We start from the raw sequence: 24994 nt of genomic DNA on the forward strand, positions 1-24994 counted from the left end.
AAGTATTATAAATTGGTGAATTTTAAAGGTCATTGATTTCTGATTCCATTTGAGCCATTTCAAAATCTTCAGGGTTTAATTGAACATATTTATTCAATAAGTCGCTTAACATCTCATGATTACCAGCTTCACGGAAGTAATAGATCGCTTCTTTTAAGAAAATAGAATTCTCATTGAAGAAAGGTACAGCTGCTTGCCAATATTGATCCGCCATTTCATAACGTTCCAGTTCCGTATACGATTGGGCTAAATTCCAATATTCTTTAGGATCTAACTCAAACTCATCATCAGCACTAACATATTGATTCAAGAAGTTAATTTGTTCCATATATTGTTCTGTATCAACCAACATTTGTGAATAATTACTAATTAGGTTTTGAGAATCCGGTAAATTCTTTAAGCCCTTTTGATACAATTGTTCAGCCTGGTCATTTTCATTAAGTTGAATAGCCACCCGTGTCGCATTAAGATACCCAGCTTCATTAAATTGATCGACAGCCAGTCCGGCTTCATAAATACCCAAAGCGTCCTTTGGCATTTGTTTTTGTTCATATAATTGTCCCAAAGGAACATAAACTCCAGCATATGAAGGATCTATTTCAATCAATTTTTCAAAAGCCTCAATCCCTTGATCTCTGGTTTCTTCATCATTTGCATATAACATTCCTAATTGGAAACGCACCTCTGGAGTTAAATTAGCATCCTTTATTTGCTCTAGATAACCCAACGCTCTATTTTGATCACCAAGCATAGCATATGCGACTCCAATCCGCGAAACTAAATCAATTCCTGAAATTTGCGTCTCCCCTTGAACAATAAGGTTACGATAAAATGGAATTGCTTCAGAATATCGACCAAGTTCAAATAAAAATTCGGCCAAAGCAAATTGAATTACCAATTCATCAGGAGCTAATTGATAGGCTTCAGTTAACTTATTTTCTGCAGCTTCCAACAAACCTTCTGATTGATATAAATCAGCATAAACTAATAGAGCTTCTAAATAAGCTTCTGAATCAGATTGAATTGGTATTAGATATGCTAAAGCTTCATCACTTTGATCTTCTGAAATTGATATTTCGGCTAATTCAGTTCGTAATACATCTTCATCTGGATACTTGTCGAGCAATTTTTGATAAGCTCGTTTAGCATTAGTTGAGAATCCAAGAGCGTAAAGTTCCTCAGCTAATGAATGAATCGTTTCATCATCATCATGACGAAGAGATAAAGCAAAAGATTTTTTAGCTGCTTCTAGTTGCCCACCATCTAATTCATCCAACATTTTTTCAGCATAACTTTGCATTTTAAAATACCTCGTATAATTTTATAGTGCTGAATTATTAATTCTGTTTTTTATTTTGTCGAGCTTTAACCGCATCAATTAAAGCCTGTTTGGCTTGTTGCTTTTCAGCTAAAGTAACTTGCCCTTTTTTAGAGGCACCTCGTGAAAAATCATTGTTTTTAATTGAACCTTTTGTTGACATTTTAAATTCCCTCTTTTTTTATAAATTATTCGAATTTTTTAACATTAACCATGATTACTGCTGAAATGGTAATAACAATAACAATAGCTATCATAATAATGTTTTGTATCATTCCCGTAGGATTTGCTTTGAAGGCAATTCCATATAGACTTGGTCCTAAAGCAGCGATCAAGTATCCACCCGTTTGTGTCATTCCTGACAATTGTGCAGTATCATTTGGACGACTAGTTTTGAGCGCCAAAAGAGTCATTACAGATATGAAAAATCCGCCTATCATTAAACCATAAACCATTGATTCAAATGCCCAGAACCAGAAATTAGCAGTATTTTGGTTGATAATTAACCCCACAGCACTAGTCACACCAAGTAGACCATTTAAAATGATTAACCAAGTAATTCCACGATTGCTCAAAGATACTAAAATTTTAGGGACAATAATTGAAAAAATAATGGTTACAAAAGCATTAAACGACATAATCAATCCAATTTGACCACTTTTAACTTGATGGTAATCCATCAAAGAAGGCATCCAAGCCACAAAGGTATAATTTAATAGTGACTGTCCTCCAAAAGTTAATAAGAAAGCCCAGGCTTGCCAAGTTTTCCATGGGTGCAGCATTTGGACTGGTTGCACATCCAATTCCTCGATAATTTGTTCCTTATTTAGCTTCTTTGAAGTACCTAAGGGTTCTAATTCACGAGTAACATAAATCCAAACTAATAATGCAAGTAAAGTCGCACCAACTAATATTAACATCACACTATTAATTCCACCTAAGTTTAGTAATGGGGCGGTTGTTAAATTACATAGAGCAACGCCAAGCATCATTGATAATGAATAGGTTGTAGTATATAGCGCAATTTTATTTGGAACAAAGGACATAATAACAGCGGGCATCAAAACATTCAGGTGCGCAATTCCAATTCCAATCAAAATAGTGCCCAAAACAATTAGACTGAAATTAGGGCACAAACGGGCTAGACTACCAAGTGTCATCAATCCTGCCGATAACGTGACTGTTCTTTTTAGCCCTAATTTGTTAGCAGTTTTAGATGCAAAATTTGAAAATAGCATAAAAACAACCAACGGAATGGTTGTTAAAACACTAAGCTGTGCCGGATCAACATTCAATCGTTGAGCTAACGGTTTTAAAATCATAGGAATTGCCGAAATGGGGCTACGCATCATTAACCCTAATAAAATTAAGGCAATTAATAATCCCCATTTACCAGCAGAGTTCTTACGATTGTGATTATTTTTTGAGTTCATGCAAGTTTCCTTTAAGTAATATTTTATTTAAAAATATTTGATTGGTTCCGGAAATTACGTTCCAGGATTGGTAATAAGATTAGTGCAATGCCAGCTCCAATTGCAACTTGTAGACAATTTCCGAAAATTTCAGCGAAGGTAATAGTTAAAGCAGCATTTAAAGTTACATGATTCCAAAGCTGTAAAATAATACCACTAATAAAATACCCCCCTACCATAATTAAGCCGCCACCGATGATACTAATTAATTTATTAATTAATCGTGCATTTTTTCGAGTTAAAAGCCCTATCAACCAACCTTCACTACCATGAATGATCATTGAAAAAAGCATCCATTGCGGATAACCGGATATTAAATCAATTAAAAAGCCAGTCAATGCACCAGTAATTCCACCCGCCCGACGACCAAAAAGCCAGGACATCAAGAAAATGCCAACCTCTACCAAACTAATGAAGCCTGTCGGTGTTGGAATTTTCAAGAAAAAATTGGCTACAATATTTAAAGCAATAATAACGGCAACAATAGTCCGTTGATAAATTGGTTTTAAACTATACATCCCGATTTGCTCCTTGCCAAACATTTCCTAAATTTTGATTAATAGCAATACCATTTTCGATTCCATGCTGAACAAATGTTTTAGCTTGTTGTGTGGCAGACAGAACAGTAGCGTTTTGTACTAGCCCACTTAAAATAGCTGCTGAAAAAGTACATCCAGCTCCATTGTTAAAATTATTTTGAATAATCGGATTACTTAGGATTTCAAGCTCGTTGTTTTCCATAATTAAGACATCAACAGCCTCTTGTTTTCCTAATCTCCGACCACCCTTAACAATCACATTTTTAGCACCGGTTTGTTTTAGAATTTGGGCACTTTGTATTAAATCATCCAGTGTTTTAATCGGCTGATTAGTTAACAACTCAGATTCAACTAAATTAGGTGTAATTATAGTTGCCAAAGGAAAAACATTTTCTAAATAAACCTTTTTAATAGCATCTAATTCAGGAGCATGATCTTCTTTAAATACTAGCACCGGATCTACAACCAATGGAATATTTCGATCTAGTTGGTTCAAAAATTGCAGAATAACAATCATTTGTTCCAAATTAGGAATCAAACCTAACTTTATACCTGCTAAGGTAAAATGAGCTTGAACTGAAGCCAGTTGATCCGCTAATAACTTTGCTGATTCTGCATGAATTTCAAAAATTTCAGGTAGGACTGTCACAATACTAGTAATTGCAGTCAGACCGAAAAGATTATATTCATTAAAAGTTGCTAAATCAGCTTGAAGTCCTCCCCCAGATAAACTATCTGATCCTGCGATGGTTAAAACCACAGGCGGTTGTTCTTTAATTTTATTTTGCATCATACCAAGTCTTACCCTCATGCGTTTCAACCTTCAAAGGCACAGTCAACTTTACAGCTGAGTCCATAACTTCAGGTACTAATTTATGCATTAACGTTAATTCGTCTTCAGGTACCTCAAAAATCAATTCATCATGTACTTGAAGTAGCATTTTGGACTTAAGTTGCTTTTGTTCCATTACAGATTGCATTTTAATCATAGCAATTTTGATAATATCAGCCGCTGACCCTTGAACCGGAGTATTCATTGCTGTTCGTTCAGCAAAACTACGTGCATTAAAGCTTTTTGCCTTGATATCTGGTAAATAGCGTCGCCGATGTGCAATCGTCTCAACGTAGCCCTTTTCACGAGCATCTAAAATAATCTCCTCGGTCCACTTTTTAACTCCACTATATTCATTTAAGTAAGTATCAATTATACTTTTAGCAGTTTTACGATCCGTACCAATATTTTTAGCCAAGCCAAACTCAGAAATACCATAAACAATTCCAAAATTAACGGCCTTTGCTTGGCGTCTTAAATTACTATCCACGACTGCATCTTCAGCAAGACCAAAAATACGACGCGCAGTTGCTGCGTGAATGTCTTCATCATTAATGAAGGCTTGCCGCATTTTTTCATCATTTGTAATATGTGCTAATACTCGTAATTCAATTTGTGAATAATCAGCGCTTAATAACGACCACCCAGCTTGTTGTGGTTCAAAAGCTTTTCTAATTTGTCGGCCTTCCTCGACACGTACAGGAATATTTTGCAAATTAGGATCAATAGATGATAAACGACCCGTTTGTGTCAAAGTCTGTAAGTATCGGGTATGTACTTTTGAATCGCTACCATGAATAACTCGTAGTAATCCATCAACATATGTCGATAAGATCTTAGCTAATTGCCGATATTGTAAAATTGATGCAACTAATGGAACGTCTGTCATTTGTTCCAAAACTTCTACTGATGTTGAATAACCAGTTTTAGTTTTCTTCAAAGGTTTTAGACCCATTTCTTCAAATAAAATCACCCCCAGTTGTTTAGGGGATTGAATATTAAATTCGTGGCCCGCTTGTTGATGAATCGTTTGTTCTAATTCTGATAGACGCTCGGTTAATTTTGACTGCATGCCCAATAAACGTTCAGCATTAACCGTAATCCCATTAATTTCCATATGTGCCAAAACAAACGTTAAAGGCAATTCAATTTCAGTATATAAATCAGTCTGTTCATGCTCATCTAATTTTTGCATGAGTGGCTGTTTTAAGGCGCCAATTGCTTGTGCTTTACGACCCAAATGTTCAAAAAAATCAGTATCATTATCTATGATCGCAAATTTGGCTCCTTTTCCATAAACTTCATCATCTGTTTGAACATCGAAATAATTATGCTCATGTGCAATGGTACCTAAATCATTACTATTGTCATTGACATTCAATAAATATGAAACCAGTAGCAAATCAAAATCAACTCCAGTTAAATCAACGTTATAGCGGTGCAAGGCCACAAATGTTTCTTTTGAATTAAAAACATTTTTCTTGATTTTATTATTTTCCAAGATTCTTTTCACAGGTGTATCTTGTGATAATAACTCTAAGTCACGACTAGCTAAATACCCTTGTTGTTGATTCCCGATAACAAAACCAACAATAGCTGCGCGATGATAATTTTCTCCATCTAACTCTACATAAAAGTCAACATCATCTTGTAAAGCTTCTACGTGAGCTAAATTATTAGCTGTTAAAGGAGCAACATTAAGTTTTACAGTAGGGTTACTTTCATTTTGAGTTCCAGTAATTGTGTATCCTTGATTAGCTAATTTTACTAGTTGTTGTTTAAAATCCAAATGCTGATAAAACGGAATTAAATCCTGATATTGAATTCCTCGATATGCTAGATCATCTAAATCCAAAGTCACTGGTGCATCAAGACGAATACGAGCTAAATCCCGTGATAAGAAAGCATCATCCTTATATTGAATCAAATTTTCTTTGCGTTTAGACTTCTTCATCATATCAATTTGTTCATATAATTCAGGAATATCATGATATTCCTGAATTAACTTAATGGCCGTTTTTTCACCAATCCCTGGAACACCAGGATAATTATCAGATGGATCACCTTGTAACCCCTTTACTTCAATCACTTGTTTTGGGGTCAAACCGCCATAAACATCAGCTACTTCAGCGGGAGTATATTTATCAATTTCAGAGATACCCTTTTTAGTGATCCAAACTGTGATATCGTCATCCACTAATTGACGCATGTCTCGATCACCAGTCACAATCGTAACTGCATATCCAGATTCTACGCCTGCGTGAGCCATTGTTCCAATAATATCGTCTGCTTCATAATCAGCTAATTCATAATTTGTAATTCCATGTAAACGAACCATTTCACGCAGCGGTTCAAATTGCTCCACTAATTCTTGGGGCGTTTTATCCCGATTTCCTTTGTAATTATCGTAGGCATTCGTACGGAAAGTTGTTTTCCCAGCGTCCCAAGCGACTAAGGCTTTATCCGGTTCAAATGGATCTACAATCCCATCAAGAAGGTTGTTAAAACCAACTAACGCATTAGTATGTAAGCCATCATGATTAACAAATCTGTCCACCTGATTAATGAGTGCATAAAATGCACGAAATGCTAATGAGTTCCCATCAATTAATAATAGTTTTGGTTTCCCCATGAGTACCCCTTTCAATTTCAAAAGTTAATCAATAATAATCAACTTATTTTGAGTGTGTTGTAATCTTAATTGTAACAAAATTTATAAGCCTAAAACAATTTATTGTTAAAGCTAATTTAATCAACCGAATTTAACCTAAATATATTAAAAATAAGGAGATCAAATTTATATATAAATTATTTAGATAAAAAAAGCAGGAAACATAATCACCCTGCTCTCACTTATTATTCTAATATTAAATATTTTCACGTCTAAAGAGACCAATAAGACTCATTATTCCAGCTTTAGTCAAATTACCTTCGTTGTACTGCAAAACATTTTTCTTATATACTTTTAGCCCAAAGCGACTAAGGAAAATAATCATTAAAATTTGTAAGATAATTGCAATCCACAATTCATATGGTTGCGTCAACTGCAATCCTAGTCTAGCGGGCATTAGAGTTTGCGAAGTGAATGGTACAAACGACAAAATTTTAACAATAACGTTATCTGGTGAGTTTGAGACCATAAAAGTCAAGACATATCCAAGCATTGCAAGATATGTAATAGGTGAAACCGCCTGCTGAACTTGGCTTTGATCATTAACTAATGCTGCGATAATTGCCGTCAGAATCAAGTACATGACAATCCCAAAAAAGACCATAATAATGGTAATTATTGCAAAACTAAAATCAACTCCATTCAAGACACTCATAATCATTTTAAAGGTGGCGTTATCATGAGATATAAATTGATAACTGATCAAACCAACAATAATATAAATTAATAAGTGCACTAAGGCCAGCCCAATGATACCAGCTAGTTTACCAAAAAATTGAACTGCTGGACTAGTAGCTGCCAACAGAATTTCCATAATACGTGAAGATTTTTCATTCGCAATCTCATTGGCAATCATTCCAACATAGGCTGTCAAGAATACAAAAATAAAGATTCCCAGTCCAACCGTTAAAATATAATTAGCTGTTTTGGTTGTTTCACCGCCAACACTAGTTCCCTTAGAACTTACCTGCTGCGTTTTCATCTTAGGCGCTGTAGTTAACTTCTGCAATTGATCATTAGTTAAATTCATCGTCTTAGCTTGCCGTTGCATCGAATACTGATTTAAAACTTGTTTAATTTCATTTTCATCAATTGGATTCCCTTGAGTTGTATTTTTCAATTCATATCCAGTATTATTTTGTTTTAAATAGCTGTCAATCTTTTTATGTTTTAATAGTTGATCGGCCTTCTTATCATCTGACACTATCTTATATTCAGCCTTAATGCTTTTATCTGCTTTTAAGGTTTGAACCAAGCTTTGATCCACATTTAATCCGACAACAGAATCGTTATGATTTGACATTGCTGTAAACACAAAGGCAAATACAGCTACCACTAATGCAATTAAAAGTGGTGATAGAACCAATGACCAATACCCAAGGGTTTTAATTCTAATTTTAAAAGTTTGTTTAGTAACCAACCATAGTTGTCTTTGAAACATCATCATTGTTTCCCTTCTGTTGCTTCACGTCGGAAAATATCATCCAAAGTTGGAGCCTGTTGTGCAAAGGCTGATACATATCCATCAGCACTGACTAATTTGAAAATAGCGTGTCCCGCAAGTGGATCAGATAAATGAATTTGTCGCCCTATCCCTCGCCGTTCAATTGACTTAACCCCATCAATTGATTTTAATTGATCATCTAGTACATCTGATTCAATATATATTTCAGTCCGGCCAAAGGATTCGCGAATATTAGCCACACTCCCTTGTAACACAGTCCTACCAGCGCGTAACATCGTTAATTCATCCGATAATTGTTCAACACCGCTCATATTATGGGAACTAAATATAATCGTTGCTCCACGTTGTTTAAGTTGCTTAATTTCCTGCATAACAATTTCAGTATTAACTGGATCCATTCCGGTGAATGGTTCATCTAAAATCACAAATTCTGGATTAAAAATTAGAGTAGAAATCAACTGAATCTTTTGTGCGTTTCCCTTTGAAAGTTTTTGAACTTTATCATGTATTGTTCCCACTACTTCAAGACGTTTCATCCAATCTTGAAGTTCTAAACGTGCCTCACTACGTTTCATACCATGTAGTTCTGCAAAATATAAAACTTGTTCTTCGATGGTCAATTTTTGATAGAGTCCTCGTTCTTCAGGAAGGAAACCTATTCTAGTCCGCATTAGGTCATCAATAGGATTTCCATCCCAATTGATGGAACCAGTCGTCGGCTCAATAAAATTTAATAGCATGCGAAAAGTGGTCGTTTTACCCGCTCCATTCTGTCCAATGAGTCCCATAATATGACCTGGTTTAACAATTAAATTAATATTATTAACAGCTATTTTATCTCCAAATTTCTTTGAAACATTTTTTAATTCAATCATAAATTTCCTCGATCTCGTTAAGACTAATTATTTATTGTAGCGGCGCCGAATGACTTTAGTATACGCTCGAATAATTAACCAAGCTTTAGTAATTAATGGACTACGTAATAAAACAATTCCAATTAAATAAACTACAAATCCTAAAATCAATTGGAAAACCGTCGTGCTAGGATATGCTGGCCAATTATAAGTCGAAACAATAATCACGAGATACATCAAAAGTCCAGTCACTAAATATTTTGATGTAATTGCTACGATGCGGCCAAAAGCAATGACTTCTCTTGCATAAAATAATTGAATCAAAAAAATTAAAAATTCAGAAATTAGCAAAGCATAGATGGCGCCAAATAATCCATATTTAGGAATAAATAGTAACCCTAACAAAACGTTTAATAACCACCCAAGAACTAGAGTCGCGTGAACGATGTTATTTTTACCAGCTAATCGTAAAAATTGTCCACCTAAAATTGTATTCCAACCCAATAAGAGAATTAATGGCGATAAAACGGTCATCAAAAGTCCAACATCTTTAAACGTTCCACCTAAAAACCAAGTAGTAAAGGTTACCGCTGTGGCAGCAGTACCAAACATAACCGGTACTGCAAAAGCAGTGACATACTCTACCGCATTATCAATATGTTCAATCAATTTATTGTAATTATTTTCGCGATATATTTGATAAAAACGTGGCATTGTACTTAATCCGACAGTAACTACAACTACAATAGAAACTTGATTTAATTGTAATGCAGCTTGATAATATCCGATCCAATCCAGCGTGTATGGTTTTAACAAGGTTACTAACAATTGCCCAGTTAACGAAAATAATTCAACCCCTAAAATAGTAGTAACTGAGGTTAATCCGGTTTTTAAAAATCTCCATGACCCTAATGAAATTTCATTAAATAATTCACGTGGCAAACTAAACCACATTAATCCATTTCCAACAATACGGATCACTCCCATTAAGAACAAATAACGATAAGCATCATTAGATGTCTTAACAGTAATTAAAATCAACATCAAGAATACAATTTTCATTGATGCTGCCTGTAATAGTGGTCGTGTTTTTTGACGAGTTCCAAGGTAGTACCAAGATAAATCTAAAAAGCTTCCTATCATTAATAAATAACTCAGCTTAAGTGTTGATTGATTCTGAAGATAACTAATATTCCAACCTGATGCCCAATTAATTAGAAATGATAGTGCAAGTCCACCCAGAATCAACATCATCAATCGCATAAACAATACATTCCAAAATATTTTAGGAACTTTTTGATCTTCATAGAGAGCATTATTCAAACTAAGTTGAGCTAATAAATTCATTGATCCTAAAAAAATTAAAACAAAAATATCAGTTAGACCTATGGTAAAAGCAACTACCCCATAACTTTGGACACCTAAAACGTGTAACAAGTAGGATAAAGGAATGAGGGGAATAATAACATTGATAAGTTCATAACTCACCTGATTTAAATATATTCTAAGTCCACGCATTTTAAATAATTATTACTCCTTAATTTTTAAAGCATTTATACATAAGTTTATATCTAATTAATGAGGCCTCTTGATAATTAATCAGAGGTAACAATTAGACTAATACTTAACATTATACAGCAAATTTAATATATCTTGATTGTAATATTCTGCCAATATACAATGTTTACAATTTAAAAATTTGTCACCTAATAAATGATTAAATTATGCCTTAGTATTAAGTATTTATTATCCATTAAAAGATCCTGAGACCACAACTTTACCACGAGTATGTCCTTGCTCGACTAATTGGGTTGCTTGCTTAATATTATGAGCATTGATTCCCGTTGAAATTTCATGCGTAAGTGTCGATACTAATAATTCAGTTTCAGCCAAATGTGCAATTTTTTCTAAAATTTTACCTTGTGAAGATAAATTGAAATTATAATCACTTTTAGTAAACATATACTCCCAATCAAAGCTAGCTGACATATCTTTAAAAGCGGTCAATGGTAAATCTTGATTAACCCCTACAATAGTTCCCAAATGACCAAAAGGTTCAATTAGGTTCTTCAATTGATCAAGATATGGAATTACATTATATAAAGCAGCGATAAATCCAACCCGATTGATCTTATACGAATCTAATGCAGGTTGCAATTCTTGATGATAATCTAAGGGATAAGTGACCCCATGCTCTTTTAACCAATCGAAATTTTCAGGACTACTGGTTGCTAATACTTCTAATCCACTCCAATTAGCTAATTGACTCATAATAGAACCTACCCCACCAGCACCATTAATAATTAATAAGCGTTGCGATTGATTAGCATTTGCTTGTGGAATTAAACCGAACTTTTCAAATAATAATTCATAGGCTGTTAATGCTGTTAGCGGCAACGCTGCTGCCTGAGCATCTGATAAATTACGCGGCGCCCGAGCAATCAATCGAGAATCGACAGCCTGAAATTCTGCATAACTTCCATTACGTTTAGTTGATCCTGCATAATAAACGCGATCATTGACCACGAAATTAGTAACTTGTGAACCGACGGCCGTAACAATTCCAACGGCATCATAACCCAAAATTTTTGGTGTTGTTTGTTCTGGTGTTGTCTGACGCAACTTAACATCAATTGGATTGATCGAAACCGCCTTGATTTGCACCAAAACATCATTTGGTAATACCTGGGGCATACCCAATTCAACATCCAAAAAGCTATCACTTGCTTCTAATGACTTACCCTTATAAAAACCTATTGCTTTCATAATGTTTAAATCTCCTGTATTTTCGAGTTCTTTGCCAAATTAACTTAGCTAAAAATATTACTTCAAAATCATAAGTTTATGTTTCTATCTATATTAATATCATTATATGTTATTTGACTAATTTTTTTCATTATTATTCGCTTAAGCCATTAATTATTATTTATCAAAAACAAATTTCAGTTTACCATCAACCAATTCTAAAATTGCACTAAAAGATTTACCTGCCTTACTTTTAAACCCGCTAATCTCTTTAGTATGACCTTTCTTGATTAAATCTTTGATTGCCGTTTTTGGTAGAATTTTACCTGCCCATTTGCTTGGTAAGGAAAAATTACATGCTTCTTTTGAGTTGTAATTACTACATCCATAAAATTTGCCTCGATCAATCATATGGCCTGCCTTACAAACTGGACAAATCCCCATATGCTCTTTATATTGATCAGCATTAGTATCTTTTTGACTATTTATCTGATCAGTTAATTTTTGATTAGTTTCAATTTGATCTGGAACTTCATTGATTAATTTCAAAATAAATTTTTCGATTTGTTTTAAAAACGATGCTTGAGTTCGATTATTTTGACCAATTTCATGTAAGGCCATCTCCCATTGTGCTGTTAATTCAGGCGAATTTAATAGCGGTTGTAACTCAACTGCTTGACATAAAATAATACCCGACATTGTTACAGCTAAACTATTATCTTTAAGTTCAATATAGCTCTTTGCTTTCAATCGTTCGATGATACCCGCCCGAGTCGCTTCAGTTCCAATTCCTTCAGTTTCTTTAAGAATCTCTTTTTGAGCATCTGCTAAGTCTCTTCCAGCATTTTTCATTGCAGTAATTAAGGTTCCCTCAGTATAAGCCGATGGTGCAACTGTCACCTTATGTTCATCTAATAAATCAAAATCGACCTTCTGACCGATATCAACTCGAGGCAAGCTAACCTCCCCATTAGCACTAGATTTTTTACTGTTTGTCTTAAATAATAATTTCCAACCAGGGGTAGTTATTACTCGTCCCATTGCCTTAAACTGTGCCTGACCTGACTTAACAATAATAACCTGTTCATCATAATTCAAATCATCCAAAAACATTGCAATCGTTGTTCTCAATACTAATTCATAAATTGATTTTTCTAAACTAGTTAATTTCATAAATTGATTTTTTGTAGGAATCGTTCGTGTTGGAATAATAGCATGATGTTCTTGAACTTTCTTACTATTTACGTAACGTTTTCTAGGTTCTTTATGAGCAATATTAGCTGTGACATTCGCAAATTCACAATACTGATTAATATTATCCAATAAATATGAAAATTCTTCGTCAGAAATAAATTGCGTATCCGTTCTAGGATAAGTTAAAAATTTCTTTTCATATAACGATTGAACTGCATCCAAAGTATTTTGTGCTGATGCTTTAAAGGCCTTATTAGCCCTAGACTGTAAAGTTGACAATGAAAATAATTTTGGACTAGGTTGCTTCTTTTTATCCTTAATAATGTTATTAATAATTCCAAAGTTATTATTATTTTCTTTTGATTGGCTCTTGTTAACTAAAACTAATTCGTTATCTGATAGGAAAACTTTAACCTTATCTTGATTATCAAACCTGATGAATGGGTCTAATTTAGCCTCAAATTCGCTTTTCCCCGTTTTTACATGTGCCAGCAATTCAATGTATGGTTTTGGTTTAAAATTATCAATCTCCACTTGCCGTTTATAAATCATATAAAGAGTTGGAGTTTGGACACGTCCGATTGAAAACACACCCCTAATTCCTTGTTTTCGTAACGATAAAGAATATAAAGGGCTTGCGTTCATTCCAACTAGCCAATCACTAAATTCTCTTGTTTGTGCTTCAATATATGCCGAATAATGCTGTTTAGCCTCATGCAAATTGGTTAGGCCATCACGAATAGCAGATGATTCTAGTGAATTAATCCATAATCGTTTCATAATTTTTTCCTGAGGATTAATACCAGATTGATTAATAATCGACCAAGCAATATTTTCGCCTTCACGATCAGCATCGGTTGCAATAATAATTTGATCAGCCTCAGAAAGTAAATTTTTGACTATTTTAAATTGCTCTGCCTTCCCTTTACCCGTTTTAAATTTAAATTGATCAGGAATAATTGGTAAATTATTAATACTCCAATTTTTATACTTTTCATCATATTGTTCTGGCAAATAAAGTTCTACCAAATGTCCAAAACCATAAGTTATATAAGTTTCACCATCAAAATATTCATTTGAAACTTCAATATAACCTTCTCGCTTCTTGCTACTTTTAAATGCCTTAGAATATGCAACGGCCTGCGTTGGCTTCTCGGCTAATATAATGGTTCTCATTACACCTTTTTCCCTTCATCACTTAAATATATAGGCTCATACGTTGTAAATATAAATTTCATGTTCAAGCTTATATTTTAATAATTTTTATAAATAAAAAAGCAGCAGATAGTTAAGACAACTTTCGCCTCTTCCATCTGCCTGTTAGCTCAGTAAATTTATATAATAAACGGCCAACCCATAGTTAAATTAGTGATATCGCATATAATTTAACCAACCATTTCAACTTGTCATTCCATTACTGTTGGCTAGTTTGACATAGGTTATTTTATTTATCTGTTTTATTTTGTTAAGTTTAAAATGAGCATCATTAACTTTCCATTATCAAAATTGACGTGTAAAAATTATAAATTAATTTAATAACCTAATTCAGCAAAATTTATACCATTTCAAAAACATATTAATTTCGCCATTAATTCTAACCTAATACATAAAAATTATAAACCACTCTGATTGTAATATGCAAGCTTAAAAAAGGCTGAGACAACTTATGCCTCAGCCTTTCTAATAATAAATTTAATCACCATTTAAGATCGAGTTTCTAACGATCACATAATCAACCAAACGTAAATCTAATAATTTTTTACCGCCAGCATAAGAAATGGATGATTGTAGATCCTCTTTCATTTCATTCAGCGTATTGTAAATACTTCCTCGATAAGGAACAAATAATTTTTTACCTTCGACATTTTGATATGTCCCCTTTTGAAATTGGGATGCTGATCCAAAGTATGCTTTCACAGGTGCTCCATCTAGATCAATTACTTCTCCCGGACCTTCTTGATGGCCCGCTAACATTGAACCAATCATGACCATAGATGCACCAAAGCGAATCGATTTTGCGATATCACCATGATATCGAATACCGCCATCAGCAATAATCGGCTTAGTTGCAACTTGAGCACATTGATTAATCGCAGCTAATTGCCATCCACCAGTTCCAAATCCAGTTTTTAATTTAGTAATGCAAGCTTTACCCGGACCAATACCCACTTTTGTTGCATCAGCTCCGGCATCTTCTAGTGCAATCACCGCATCAGGAGTAGCAACATTTCCTGCAATAACAAATGTTTTAGGTAAAGCTTTTTTAATATATTTAATCATGGCTATCGTTGAATCACTGTAACCATGCGCAATATCAATTGTAATATATTCGGGAATTAATTGTTCATCTTTTAAAAGATCAATAAATTGATATTCAGCCGGTTTTACCCCAACTGAAATTGAAGCAAAAATATGATTAGAGTGAGCACGCTTAATAAAATTTAATCGACGTTCTGGTTCAAATCGATGCATGATATAAAAATAATGTTTTTCTCCCAAATTGAGAGCTAAATCCTCATCAATAACGGTCTGCATATTTGCAGGAACAACTGGCAGATTAAACTTTTCAGGGCCAAATTGAATCGTTGTATCAGCATCTTTACGGCTATTTAATAAACCTTTTTTGGGAATTAATTGAATATCCTCATAATCAAAAATCATATCTTGAGTCATTATAAATATCTCCCTTTTAATAGTTCGTTTTTTGGTGTCATGAATCACAACATTTGACTCCTTTTTCATTATATAACGAACTATATATGATAATCAACTTATAATTAACGTATAAAGCAAACGAATGTTTTAAAATTACCAAAAATATTAAGCTACATTCATTAAAAAAGCCCAATCTCTTCTTACATGAGATTGGGCTTCTTTTATTAAAATAATTATTTTTGTTTATTTCTTTGGTTTTTTTCACGATTAGAAAGTCGTTGTGAGTTTTTTTCTTTATTATTAGGTGTTACATCTTTACGCTCAGTTTGACCTTGTTGTGCTGCTTGCTGTTGTGCTGCAGCCATTTTATCCATGAAACTTGAATTTTTTCCAGTCTCCGGTGTTTTAATACGACCAGCTAAAGCATCTTCAACGACATCTTTAACTTCAAAATTTGCACCAACATGACGACGCAAACGTGGACGCCAAAGATTAATCATAAGTGTTTGAAGCACCATAATTACTGCTCCACCCATAAAGTATAATCCAATTCCGGCATTCGTAAAGAAAGTCATCATGAACATCATGATTGGCATCATAAACATCATTGTCCGCATTTGCTTTTTTTGTTCAGGCGCAATTCCAAGTGTTGATAAGTACGATTGTATTAGATAAATTAATCCAGTTGCAATAGCCAAACCGATACTTGGTTGTGCTAAATGAATTCCAAAGAAAGTGGCACTCTTAATTTCAGCTGCTTGATTAAGCGCCCAGTCCATTCCTTTCCAACCATGAATAATACTAGGGTTAATTGCTGCATACAAACCCGAGAAAATTGGCCATTGGATTACCAAAGTAGAAAAGTTCATACCACCCAGCATTGAAACATTATTTTCTCGATAAATATGCATCATTGCTTGAGTTGCACGAGCTTGTTCATCAGGTGTTTTAGCATTTTTTTGAGCTTCTTGAACCCGCGTTAATTGTGGTTGTAGTAACCGCATCTTTTCTTGTTGAATAGTCATATTTCGTGATTGGTGTAGCTGCATGGGTAGCAAAACTAACCGTACGATGAAGGTCAAAACTAAGATTGACCAGCCAATGGCATTAGAATCATTGAACATACCTTCAACAATCTGCATAAAGTTCGCTAAGTATGGTGCTAAGAAATAGATATGTCCAGTAAAGAACAAAATAATCAATATTACGATTAAAATTGGGGTTAAACCTTTTATTTTCATTTTTTGTTAACTTCCTATATTTTATTAAGAATTATCTTTTTTATTCTAGCTTGCTAATAAAAAATTATAACATAAAAACAGATCAGTTTTCAAAATTCTTTCACTTATCACATTCCTGTAAGGATTAAATTAAAATAAAGAACAGGTTACCCATAAGTTTAGGCAATCTGCTCTTTATTTTACTATATTACTTTAAATATTAATTCAAGTTTTGCTTAAATGAATTAATAAAATTCAGAAAATTCACTCCCTAATGATGGATAAGCATATAAATTAGCCTGGGTTTCTGCAAAAGTTCGCTTCATATTAATAGCTGTAACAAAATAGTTAATTAATTCTTCAGCTTCAAAAGCGAAAATACTAGCCCCCACAATAAGGCCATTAGTATCAATAGCTACCCTAATCCGAGCTTGATCATGATATCGGAAGAAGGTAATTACATTACCCATCTCTAAATCTTTAATCGTAAATCCCTGATTTTTTGCCTCTACCATGGAAACCCCAGTTTGCGCAATTCTTGGTGTTCCGAAGACAACTTGAGGTATCGTTGGATATTCTAAAGGTGCTTGGTCTTGACCAGCTAATTGTCGAGCGACATAACGTCCTTCATAATTTCCAACTGGTACTAATTTTGGTACATCATTATCAGCTACATCGCCAATCGCATAAACATGTGAATTAGAACTCTTAAGATATTGATCTACCGTCACATGACCATCACGCGTTTTAATACCGGCTTTTTCGGCTTGAATTTTATCAGCATTTCCAGTCCGACCCACCGCACTGATGACTAGGTCCGTTAAATAAGTCGTCCCATTTGATAATTTAACTAAATATTTATTATCTTGTTTTTGAATAACATCAATCGTATTATCAAATAAAATTTCAATACCATTATTAAGCATTTCTTTTTCAAATTCACGAACCAAAACTTGATCAAAATCTGACAGCAAATGTGAGCCTTGGGTAATTAAATGAACTCGAGCTCCAGAAAAGTGGCTAATATTAGCAAATTCAACCCCAATATATCCACCACCTAAGAAGGTAATATCTTGCGGCATATCTGACAAATTCAAGAAATCCTCACTATTGCTCATTAATTCAGCTCCAGGGAAATCAAGTTGACGTGAGCGTTGTCCTGTAGCAATGATCCAATTAGTAGCTGTTATCTGGTATTCATCAGTAGCTACAGTGTCTTGATTAATAAATTGAGCATGTCCATAGATATGTTCAATCTCTGCTTGTTCCAAACCTTTAAGTTTACGAGGTTTAACAGCGTCAACATACTCTTGTTTAGTTTCCATTAAAGCTGGCCAATTGATCGTTGCTGATCCGACTAATCCTTTATTTTGTAATGCTTGCTCCCGATGAAGTGTTTCAACTGCACTAAGTAAAATTTTTTTCGGATCGCAGCCATAATTGGGGCAGGTTCCACCCCACATGTATTCTTCAATCATAACAACTTTTTGCCCTAATTGTTTTGCCTCAAAAGCTGCAGCTAATCCAGCTGGGCCTGATCCAATAATACCTAAATCATAATTAATTTGCTTCATATTAATTCTTCTCCTTCGTTATGTTTAAACGAACCGCTCTTATTTTATTATGATGCTAAATAACGTGAAGTTCTTTGTTCTAACCATCGTTGGACAAAAGTTAAAATTGTCGTAATAACTGCATAAACAATCGCCACTAAAATATACATAGATAAGGTTTGATAATTCTCAGAAGCAATTTGCTGGCTGAGATAAAATGTCTCTACAATTGTAATTACACTAGCTAAAGATGTATCTTTTACTAGCGATATTAATGAGTTACTTAATGGTGGAATTGCAATACGCACCGCCTGTGGCAAGACTACATACCAATAGGCTTGAATTCTAGATAATCCGACCGATTGAGCGGCCTCTAACTGCCCTCTATCAACTGATAATATTGATGCACGAATTGTTTCTGCGGCATACGCACCCGTGTTGAGTGAGAATACCGTTATGGCACTAATCCAGGCGTTGGCAAAGAAATCGATATTTGCACTGGGTAGACCGTAGAAAGCAATAAAAAGTTGGACCAACATTGGTGTCGAACGGAAAAGCCAAATATAAAAAGATGCTATTCCTTTTACCAGAATCATAATAATTTTCAATAATCGATTCCTAGGTGCCGTCATGACTCGGATTAACGCCGTCCCAGTTGCAATGATGAGCCCCAACGCAAACGAAATTGCTGCGAGTGGTAAAGTATATAAAATTGCGGCTTGAAATAATTGTGGTAAACATTTCACAGCCAGTTGAATAAATTCCATGCTAGGTTCTACCTTTAATTAAATTATTTTTTAGTTAAGTCTGTTTTGAAGTATTGTTTTGAAAGTTTACTTAATGTTCCATCTTTTGCTAATTTCTTAATTGCCTTATTAATTTGCTTTTGTAACTTTGGATTATTTTTATTTAACATTGGGGCCGCTGGAACTGCTGGAATTTCACTATCCATTTTAATAGCCTTAACTTTTACATCCGGATTTTTATGATGCCATAATTCAAAAGCCCCAGCATCATTTAGTTCAGCATCAGCACGACCTGAATCAATCAAATTCATTGCTTCAACCATCCCCGGAACAGCAACAATCTTAGCACCATTCTTTTTAGCCATTTGACCAAAATTAGAACTTGTTGACTGTGCTAATTTCTTTCCCTTAATGTCTTCTAAGGTTTTTAATTTACCATTTCGTTTTTGAATCAATACCGTTTTAGAATATAAATATGGTTTGGCAAATAAATATCGATTTTTACGTTCTTTAGTTATTCCTACGTTATTAAAAATAACATCATATCTATTAGAATCCAATCCAGTTAGCAGTGAATCCCATTTAGTTTGTACGAATTTTGGTTTCATATTGATTTCCTTAGCAACTGCCTTGGCAACCTCAACCTCATATCCAGTTAACTTACCCTTTTCACGATATGAAAATGGTGCATAAGTTCCTTCTAAGCCAACCGTTAACGTTCCTTTCTTGATGGTATCCGCATGCAGTTGTGTAAAATTGCTGCCAGCTAAGAGCCCAACAATTGAACTGACAACAATAAGTGTACTAAAAATATGCTTTTTCATTACTAATTACCCCTCTTTTCGATAAAAAAAGCACGACCTCATTATAAAATGAGCGCGTGCTTGTTCACTATCAAGAAATTAAGACAAATTACTCGCCAAAAACTCTCAATTGCCATCAAGCAACCAAGTTCCACAAATATAAAACTGTGTTTTTGTTTTCAACATAGTAGTTCCCCTTTGATATTCTTAATTGTACAACGATTTATTTTAATGTCAAATTAAGCATTAAACTTATTTTTTATATCATCAATACCTTTAATCATCAATGTGATTTTACCATCAGGATTATTAATCAATTCAACCTGATTTTTGTCTTGATAGGCTTCAATTGGAATGGAAATTTGAATTCCTGAATCCAAAACAAATTTTTGTGTCGAATACTTTTTTTGATATTTTAGTGGATTGTCAATTTTAATATCATGGTTAATCGATCGGCTTTCCAACGCTTCTTGATAAACCTCTTTGGCACTAAAATTTTGATTAAAGAGTGCATCCCCAATTTTTTCTGGCGAAACTACGCCTTGATCAGAAACGTTTTCATAAATAATCTCTTGAGTATTCGCTAAAGTCTCATGTAAAGGCATATCAAATTTATCAGCTACATGTTTTACTGCTTGTTTTAAGCCTTGCAACTCATTTTTGACACTTGGATTAAGATTTAACTGAGCAAATTTTTCGGCAAAATAGGCCGTGCGTTGCCCATTATGTTGAAAATGCTTTTCAATTAGACGAACTGATCCATCCATTAAGTCAATAATTAGCCCTTCGTCAGGTACAGTCCCAGCATTAGGTAAAATAGATTGATTAACAATTAACTTATTGCTTAAAATATCATCTTCATAATCCACCATATGTGCAAAACGTGGAGTAAAGTTTAATTTAAATAATGCAAAATAATCATGAGCTTCATCACTATATTCTGAAATTAACAAATCACTTCCTGGCACTTCTGGAATATCGCTAATAATTGAAAATAACTTTTGAGCTAATTGACTAGTTTTTTCTACAAAAGTCTCTGAACTATTATCATCTAAAACCTGAGCTAAATAATCATCTCCATTTAACTGGCTAGTTTGATAATCGCTTGAGTTAAACTTTGAAATTTGTTTTTCAAGATAATCATGTAAATTAACTTGATCTAAATTCATTTCATTTTGTGACAAGATTAATTGATGAGCATCTTGATCGAGAATATGCAAAATCGCATGTTTTAAAATCATTATTTATTTTCCTCTTTTACTGGATGTGCTTCTAAATAATCGAGTGCTTGTTGAAAATTAGATACAGGAACCACTTTTAATTGTGGTTCGTATTTTTGAGCAGTTTTTTTAGCTAATTGATAATTGGTTTGATGCTTTTCTTCATACTTCAAATACTTATCTGGCACCTTTAAATATGGAGCGAAGAAAATCTTAGAACCGCTCTCGCCTGCAGAAATAACCTTCTTATCAATCCCACCAATTTCACAAACATTACCTTCACGGTCAATCGTTCCGGTTCCCGAAATTAAGCGTCCTTGTGCCAAATTATTATTACTTAAAGCTTCATACAATTCCAATGAAAACATTAGTCCACCAGAAGGTCCCCCAATTTTACCCATATCAGCGGTAATCTTAGGTTTAGTGGAAATTGTTGTATGATCAATCAAAAGGATCCCAATTCCCGGTATTTTAGCATTAGCTCCGCCTAAGGAAACCGTTGGATGCGTACTATTATATTGCTTATTATTACGGGAATAAGTAATAGTAATGGGATCACCTAATTTATGATTGCGAATGGTGCTTTGAAAATCAGTAACACTTGCCTGCTTTTCTCCATTAATCTTAGTAATCATATCGCCAATTTTAAGATCTTTTTTAAACTTAGAATTGGGTTGAAGCGATCGAACATAAACCCCTTTAAAATTTTATTTGTAATCAATTCCTGCTTTTTTTAGGGCTACTGCTTTGGCATTATTAAATGCTGTATCCATATCAATTTTATCTATTTTCTGTTCTTCACTGCTTGTAGCACCAGCCATAACTTGATCTTTAGTCATAAAGTCAGCGTGCGGATTAGTTAAGGTGATCAATGCGCCTAGCCCCGTTAATTGGCTAAGTGAAATAGCAGTCAAACTATAATCACCCTTAAAATTAGGCTTTTTATTATCAACTTTTATAAAGTTTTTCAGCCCAACTGAAATTCCTGGAGATTCGCTATAAAGCGGTAAAGGCATCATGAGAAAACCAGCTAATAAAATTGCAATAATCGACCAAATCAGCCATTTATATTTTGTTTTTAAAGGACGCATTGTCTTTTTTACTCACTTCTTTGGTATTTTTGGTTAATAGCTTGTGCAACATCACTAGGCACCAGGGTTTTGATATCAGCGCCAAAATGGGCTAATTCCCTGACCATAGAACTAGAAATCGCTTGATTTTCTGGCCGAGCCATCAAAAAAACAGTTTCCGCATCAGCTAATTTTTGATTTAATTCAGCAATGTTTTTCTCATACTGATAATCAGTCGCATTGCGAACACCACGTGCAATAGACTTAGCTCCTAATTGATGAACTAATTCCATTGTGAGACCATCATATGAAATCACTGAAGCATTTGTCAATTGAGCTTCTTTTAACGCTTTTTCAATTAAAATTTTACGCTCTTCTACCGAAAACAATCCTGACTTAGCTTGATTTTTTCCAATCGCAACAATTACTTCATCAAATAGTTCACTCAACCGGTGCACTAGATCTAAATGACCCAGGGTAAACGGATCAAAACTTCCTGGAAAAATAACTTTACGCATCATAAATCACCCCTTAAAACGATAAATTGTAATTACTGTAATTCCATATTCTCTTTGCTTCCATAATTCGAAGCCCCCAATTTGATCTGGTAATTGTGCTTCCTGATCAGTTTCAGCCATTAAAATAGCATTATCAGCAATTAAATTAGCTGCTGATAACTTTTCAACATCTGCTTGAATTGTTTGTTTAGCATAAGGCGGGTCGAAATAGAACAAATCAAAAGCCTGTTGTCCATTTAAGCGTTGAATCGCTTGATCTGCACTACTTTTGATAACGGTAAATTTTTCGCTCTCCTTAGTAACCGCCACATTAGATTGAATTGTTTTAATTGCTGCAAATTGTCGGTCAACTAAGACCGCTTCTTCAATTCCTCGTGAAACCCCTTCAATACTTAATCCACCAGAACCAGCATATAAATCTAATGAGCGACCCCCATCAAAATAAGGGCCGATTAAATTAAAGACAGCTTCTTTGATCTTATCTGTGGTAGGGCGCGTTGCCGAACCTGGGACCGCCTTTAACGCACGGCCTCTATAATCTCCACTTATAATTCGCATTTTAACCTTCCCCTATAATTCATCATCAGCCCCAACCATGTCAGCTAATTCAAATTCATCAACGGCAAAGGCTACACTATCTTGATTGCTACCAACAGTTGAATCAACTTCAGGCCAATTGGAAATTTCAACTGATTTTACAAACCCTAAACGACTAATTAAAATTTGCTTTTTCTCAATATCAGCTTCATCCATATAAATAACCGCATATTTCAACTTATTTGAGATATATTCAATCACTCCAAAGCGTCGTAATTGTTTTGCTTGCTTAACATTATTTAGATAAACAATCACACTCCGACGAGGTTTAATTTCTAATTCCATTCTTAAGCCTGTCCCTTCTTTTTATCAGCTAAATACAATTCTTTTTCAATCTTAATTTGCTTAATCACATTTAAATCAATGGCAAACATTAGTCCTAATGATAATATCGACGAACCTCCCACTGAAATTAAAGGAAAAGTAACTCCGGTAATTGGTAACGCTCCAACGACTCCGCCTAAATTAACAATGATTTGCAGTAACAAGTAACTAGCTGATCCAACCAATAGTAAACGATAACGCATTGAAGGCGTACGGAATGCAAAATAAATCAACCGCCAACTAATAATAACAAGTGCTATGACAACCAAAGCAACTCCAATAGCCCCCATTTCTTCACTAACTACTGCCATAATAAAGTCGGTATTTGGTTCTGGCAAATTACTGTTTTTTTGTAAACTACGTCCTAATCCACGCCCAAATAAACCACCATTACTAATGGCGTAATAAGAATTAATAACTTGATTTCCGGTTGTCTGCGCATACTTCCATGGATTTAGATATGCAGTAAAACGCTGCAAGCTATAATGTGTAGACAGTGACAAAATTGGTTCTAAAGCCCGTAATCCAACTTGCCATATTAATATAACTCCAGTTATTACGATTACCGAAAACCTTTTTTTTACACCTGAGGCCAAAATAATCACGGCCATGATACCAGTGGTAATAATGAATCCTCCAGTATCTGGGAAAAGAAATAATATTACACAGACAAAGGCAAATCTGATCCATCCAAGATGTATAAAATTATATTTATTATCGTGATTACGGGTCATGGCAAATGATCCCCATAAAATTAAACAGACCTTATAAAGTTCCACGGGTTGAATAGAGATTGGTCCCAACACAATCCAACCTCTAGCTCCATTAATTGGTGGAAAGAAAAAAGTCGTTAATAGCAAGAATAATGAGATGAAATACATCATATAGGCAATAGCCCCTAATGAATCAATCCATTTTTTGGATGCATGATAACCAACTAGCATCATAATAAAAGCCATCAAATAAAATGATAGTTGCTTAAATAATGTACCTGACGGCGTACCCGTTAACATACCAGCACTGGCAGAAAAAGACATTACACTTCCAAAAGACATTAGCGCTAAGACTAATATCGCAATCCACCAGTCAAAATAACGCATCCGATATTGTATTTTTTTAAATAATTTTACCAAACCGGTCCCCTCATATTTCTCCAAAGAGTTAATAATAATATTATATACTAATTTTTCTGCAAAAA

Annotated in this window: 22 protein-coding genes and 1 pseudogene; all 23 read right to left on the minus strand. The window is 34.2% G+C overall.

What is annotated here, in order from left to right; translation table 11 throughout:
* Positions 1-22: 22 nt before the first annotated feature.
* Positions 23-1300, minus strand: coding sequence for a tetratricopeptide repeat protein (locus tag WKK_RS00340; RefSeq protein WP_013989095.1), 1278 nt, complete (start codon positions 1298-1300; stop codon positions 23-25).
* A 37-nt stretch (positions 1301-1337) separates the two neighbouring features.
* The gene (locus WKK_RS07185) at positions 1338-1481 is read right to left on the minus strand and encodes a hypothetical protein (RefSeq protein WP_006845455.1); all 144 of its coding nucleotides are present in this window, start codon (positions 1479-1481) and stop codon (positions 1338-1340) included.
* A gap of 25 nt (positions 1482-1506) precedes the next feature.
* The gene (locus WKK_RS00345) at positions 1507-2751 is read right to left on the minus strand and encodes an MFS transporter (RefSeq protein WP_013989096.1); all 1245 of its coding nucleotides are present in this window, start codon (positions 2749-2751) and stop codon (positions 1507-1509) included.
* 23 nt (positions 2752-2774) lie between these two features.
* On the minus strand, positions 2775-3308 hold the full coding sequence (locus WKK_RS00350) for an ECF transporter S component (RefSeq protein ID WP_006845457.1): 534 nt from the start codon (positions 3306-3308) through the stop codon (positions 2775-2777).
* The gene (locus WKK_RS00355; RefSeq protein WP_013989097.1) at positions 3301-4122 is read right to left on the minus strand and encodes a bifunctional hydroxymethylpyrimidine kinase/phosphomethylpyrimidine kinase; all 822 of its coding nucleotides are present in this window, start codon (positions 4120-4122) and stop codon (positions 3301-3303) included. The genes WKK_RS00350 and WKK_RS00355 overlap by 8 nt, the downstream gene beginning before the upstream one ends.
* Positions 4109-6793: a DNA polymerase I gene (gene polA / locus WKK_RS00360; protein WP_006845459.1), complete on the minus strand. Its 2685-nt coding sequence runs from the start codon at positions 6791-6793 to the stop codon at positions 4109-4111. The genes WKK_RS00355 and polA overlap by 14 nt, the downstream gene beginning before the upstream one ends.
* Before the next feature lie 235 nt (positions 6794-7028).
* Positions 7029-8279, minus strand: coding sequence for an ABC transporter permease (locus WKK_RS00365; RefSeq protein ID WP_006845460.1), 1251 nt, complete (start codon positions 8277-8279; stop codon positions 7029-7031).
* Positions 8276-9172 (minus strand): ABC transporter ATP-binding protein, encoded by an 897-nt coding sequence (locus WKK_RS00370; RefSeq protein ID WP_006845461.1) that lies wholly within the window; start codon positions 9170-9172, stop codon positions 8276-8278. The genes WKK_RS00365 and WKK_RS00370 overlap by 4 nt, the downstream gene beginning before the upstream one ends.
* A 27-nt stretch (positions 9173-9199) precedes the next feature.
* Positions 9200-10639 (minus strand): MATE family efflux transporter, encoded by a 1440-nt coding sequence (locus tag WKK_RS00375; protein WP_242821443.1) that lies wholly within the window; start codon positions 10637-10639, stop codon positions 9200-9202.
* Positions 10640-10897: 258 nt separating this feature from the next.
* A complete protein-coding gene (locus tag WKK_RS00380) occupies positions 10898-11917 on the minus strand; it encodes a zinc-binding alcohol dehydrogenase family protein (RefSeq protein WP_013989098.1) in 1020 nt (339 codons plus the stop codon).
* 156 nt (positions 11918-12073) lie between these two features.
* Complete coding sequence (locus WKK_RS00385) at positions 12074-14266, minus strand: type IA DNA topoisomerase (protein ID WP_006845464.1); 2193 nt, start codon at positions 14264-14266, stop codon at positions 12074-12076.
* Positions 14267-14782: 516 nt separating this feature from the next.
* Positions 14783-15763, minus strand: a complete 981-nt coding sequence (locus tag WKK_RS00390) for a GMP reductase (protein ID WP_006845465.1) — start codon at positions 15761-15763, stop codon at positions 14783-14785.
* Between the two features lie 215 nt (positions 15764-15978).
* On the minus strand, positions 15979-16986 hold the full coding sequence (gene yidC / locus WKK_RS00395) for a membrane protein insertase YidC (protein ID WP_013989099.1): 1008 nt from the start codon (positions 16984-16986) through the stop codon (positions 15979-15981).
* Positions 16987-17210: 224 nt separating this feature from the next.
* On the minus strand, positions 17211-18539 hold the full coding sequence (locus WKK_RS00400) for a dihydrolipoyl dehydrogenase family protein (protein ID WP_013989100.1): 1329 nt from the start codon (positions 18537-18539) through the stop codon (positions 17211-17213).
* Positions 18540-18586: 47 nt separating this feature from the next.
* On the minus strand, positions 18587-19285 hold the full coding sequence (locus WKK_RS00405; RefSeq protein ID WP_013989101.1) for an amino acid ABC transporter permease: 699 nt from the start codon (positions 19283-19285) through the stop codon (positions 18587-18589).
* Between the two features lie 23 nt (positions 19286-19308).
* Complete coding sequence (locus WKK_RS00410; protein ID WP_013989102.1) at positions 19309-20088, minus strand: transporter substrate-binding domain-containing protein; 780 nt, start codon at positions 20086-20088, stop codon at positions 19309-19311.
* A 218-nt stretch (positions 20089-20306) separates the two neighbouring features.
* Positions 20307-21308, minus strand: a complete 1002-nt coding sequence (locus WKK_RS00415; protein ID WP_013989103.1) for a nucleoid-associated protein — start codon at positions 21306-21308, stop codon at positions 20307-20309.
* A pseudogene (locus tag WKK_RS07230) lies at positions 21308-21982 on the minus strand (PDZ domain-containing protein); the annotation flags it as partial. The pseudogene WKK_RS07230 and the gene WKK_RS00415, both read right to left, overlap by 1 nt.
* 12 nt (positions 21983-21994) lie before the next feature.
* Positions 21995-22378, minus strand: coding sequence for a hypothetical protein (locus WKK_RS07235; RefSeq protein ID WP_013989105.1), 384 nt, complete (start codon positions 22376-22378; stop codon positions 21995-21997).
* 8 nt (positions 22379-22386) lie between these two features.
* Positions 22387-22878 carry a pantetheine-phosphate adenylyltransferase gene (gene coaD, locus WKK_RS00425; protein ID WP_006845472.1) on the minus strand — a complete coding sequence of 164 codons (492 nt, stop codon included), beginning with the start codon at positions 22876-22878 and terminating at the stop codon, positions 22387-22389.
* A gap of 3 nt (positions 22879-22881) precedes the next feature.
* Positions 22882-23433 carry a 16S rRNA (guanine(966)-N(2))-methyltransferase RsmD gene (rsmD, locus tag WKK_RS00430; protein ID WP_006845473.1) on the minus strand — a complete coding sequence of 184 codons (552 nt, stop codon included), beginning with the start codon at positions 23431-23433 and terminating at the stop codon, positions 22882-22884.
* Between the two features lie 12 nt (positions 23434-23445).
* Positions 23446-23757: a YlbG family protein gene (locus WKK_RS00435; RefSeq protein WP_013989107.1), complete on the minus strand. Its 312-nt coding sequence runs from the start codon at positions 23755-23757 to the stop codon at positions 23446-23448.
* 2 nt (positions 23758-23759) lie between these two features.
* Positions 23760-24929, minus strand: a complete 1170-nt coding sequence (locus WKK_RS00440; RefSeq protein ID WP_006845475.1) for an FtsW/RodA/SpoVE family cell cycle protein — start codon at positions 24927-24929, stop codon at positions 23760-23762.
* Between the last annotated feature and the right edge of the window lie 65 nt (positions 24930-24994).

It is taken from the genome of Weissella koreensis KACC 15510 (assembly GCF_000219805.1).
GTDB lineage: Bacteria > Bacillota > Bacilli > Lactobacillales > Lactobacillaceae > Weissella > Weissella koreensis.

Bases quoted from the DNA above. Each gene is read 5' to 3' on its own strand.
- WKK_RS00370 (WP_006845461.1), bottom strand. From the start codon at position 9,172: ATGATTGAATTAAAAAATGTTTCAAAGAAATTTGGAGATAAAATAGCT.
- rsmD (WP_006845473.1), bottom strand. From the start codon at position 23,433: ATGCGAATTATAAGTGGAGATTATAGAGGCCGTGCGTTAAAGGCGGTC.
- WKK_RS00365 (WP_006845460.1), bottom strand. From the start codon at position 8,279: ATGATGATGTTTCAAAGACAACTATGGTTGGTTACTAAACAAACTTTT.
- WKK_RS00405 (WP_013989101.1), bottom strand. From the start codon at position 19,285: ATGGAATTTATTCAACTGGCTGTGAAATGTTTACCACAATTATTTCAA.
- yidC (WP_013989099.1), bottom strand. From the start codon at position 16,986: ATGAAAATAAAAGGTTTAACCCCAATTTTAATCGTAATATTGATTATT.
- WKK_RS00415 (WP_013989103.1), bottom strand. From the start codon at position 21,308: ATGATTTTAAAACATGCGATTTTGCATATTCTCGATCAAGATGCTCAT.
- WKK_RS07185 (WP_006845455.1), bottom strand. From the start codon at position 1,481: ATGTCAACAAAAGGTTCAATTAAAAACAATGATTTTTCACGAGGTGCC.
- WKK_RS00400 (WP_013989100.1), bottom strand. From the start codon at position 18,539: ATGAAGCAAATTAATTATGATTTAGGTATTATTGGATCAGGCCCAGCT.
- WKK_RS00390 (WP_006845465.1), bottom strand. From the start codon at position 15,763: ATGACTCAAGATATGATTTTTGATTATGAGGATATTCAATTAATTCCC.
- WKK_RS00350 (WP_006845457.1), bottom strand. From the start codon at position 3,308: ATGTATAGTTTAAAACCAATTTATCAACGGACTATTGTTGCCGTTATT.
- coaD (WP_006845472.1), bottom strand. From the start codon at position 22,878: ATGATGCGTAAAGTTATTTTTCCAGGAAGTTTTGATCCGTTTACCCTG.
- WKK_RS00345 (WP_013989096.1), bottom strand. From the start codon at position 2,751: ATGAACTCAAAAAATAATCACAATCGTAAGAACTCTGCTGGTAAATGG.
- WKK_RS00380 (WP_013989098.1), bottom strand. From the start codon at position 11,917: ATGAAAGCAATAGGTTTTTATAAGGGTAAGTCATTAGAAGCAAGTGAT.
- WKK_RS00435 (WP_013989107.1), bottom strand. From the start codon at position 23,757: ATGGAATTAGAAATTAAACCTCGTCGGAGTGTGATTGTTTATCTAAAT.
- WKK_RS00410 (WP_013989102.1), bottom strand. From the start codon at position 20,088: ATGAAAAAGCATATTTTTAGTACACTTATTGTTGTCAGTTCAATTGTT.
- polA (WP_006845459.1), bottom strand. From the start codon at position 6,793: ATGGGGAAACCAAAACTATTATTAATTGATGGGAACTCATTAGCATTT.
- WKK_RS07235 (WP_013989105.1), bottom strand. From the start codon at position 22,378: ATGCGTCCTTTAAAAACAAAATATAAATGGCTGATTTGGTCGATTATT.
- WKK_RS00385 (WP_006845464.1), bottom strand. From the start codon at position 14,266: ATGAGAACCATTATATTAGCCGAGAAGCCAACGCAGGCCGTTGCATAT.
- WKK_RS00355 (WP_013989097.1), bottom strand. From the start codon at position 4,122: ATGATGCAAAATAAAATTAAAGAACAACCGCCTGTGGTTTTAACCATC.
- WKK_RS00340 (WP_013989095.1), bottom strand. From the start codon at position 1,300: ATGCAAAGTTATGCTGAAAAAATGTTGGATGAATTAGATGGTGGGCAA.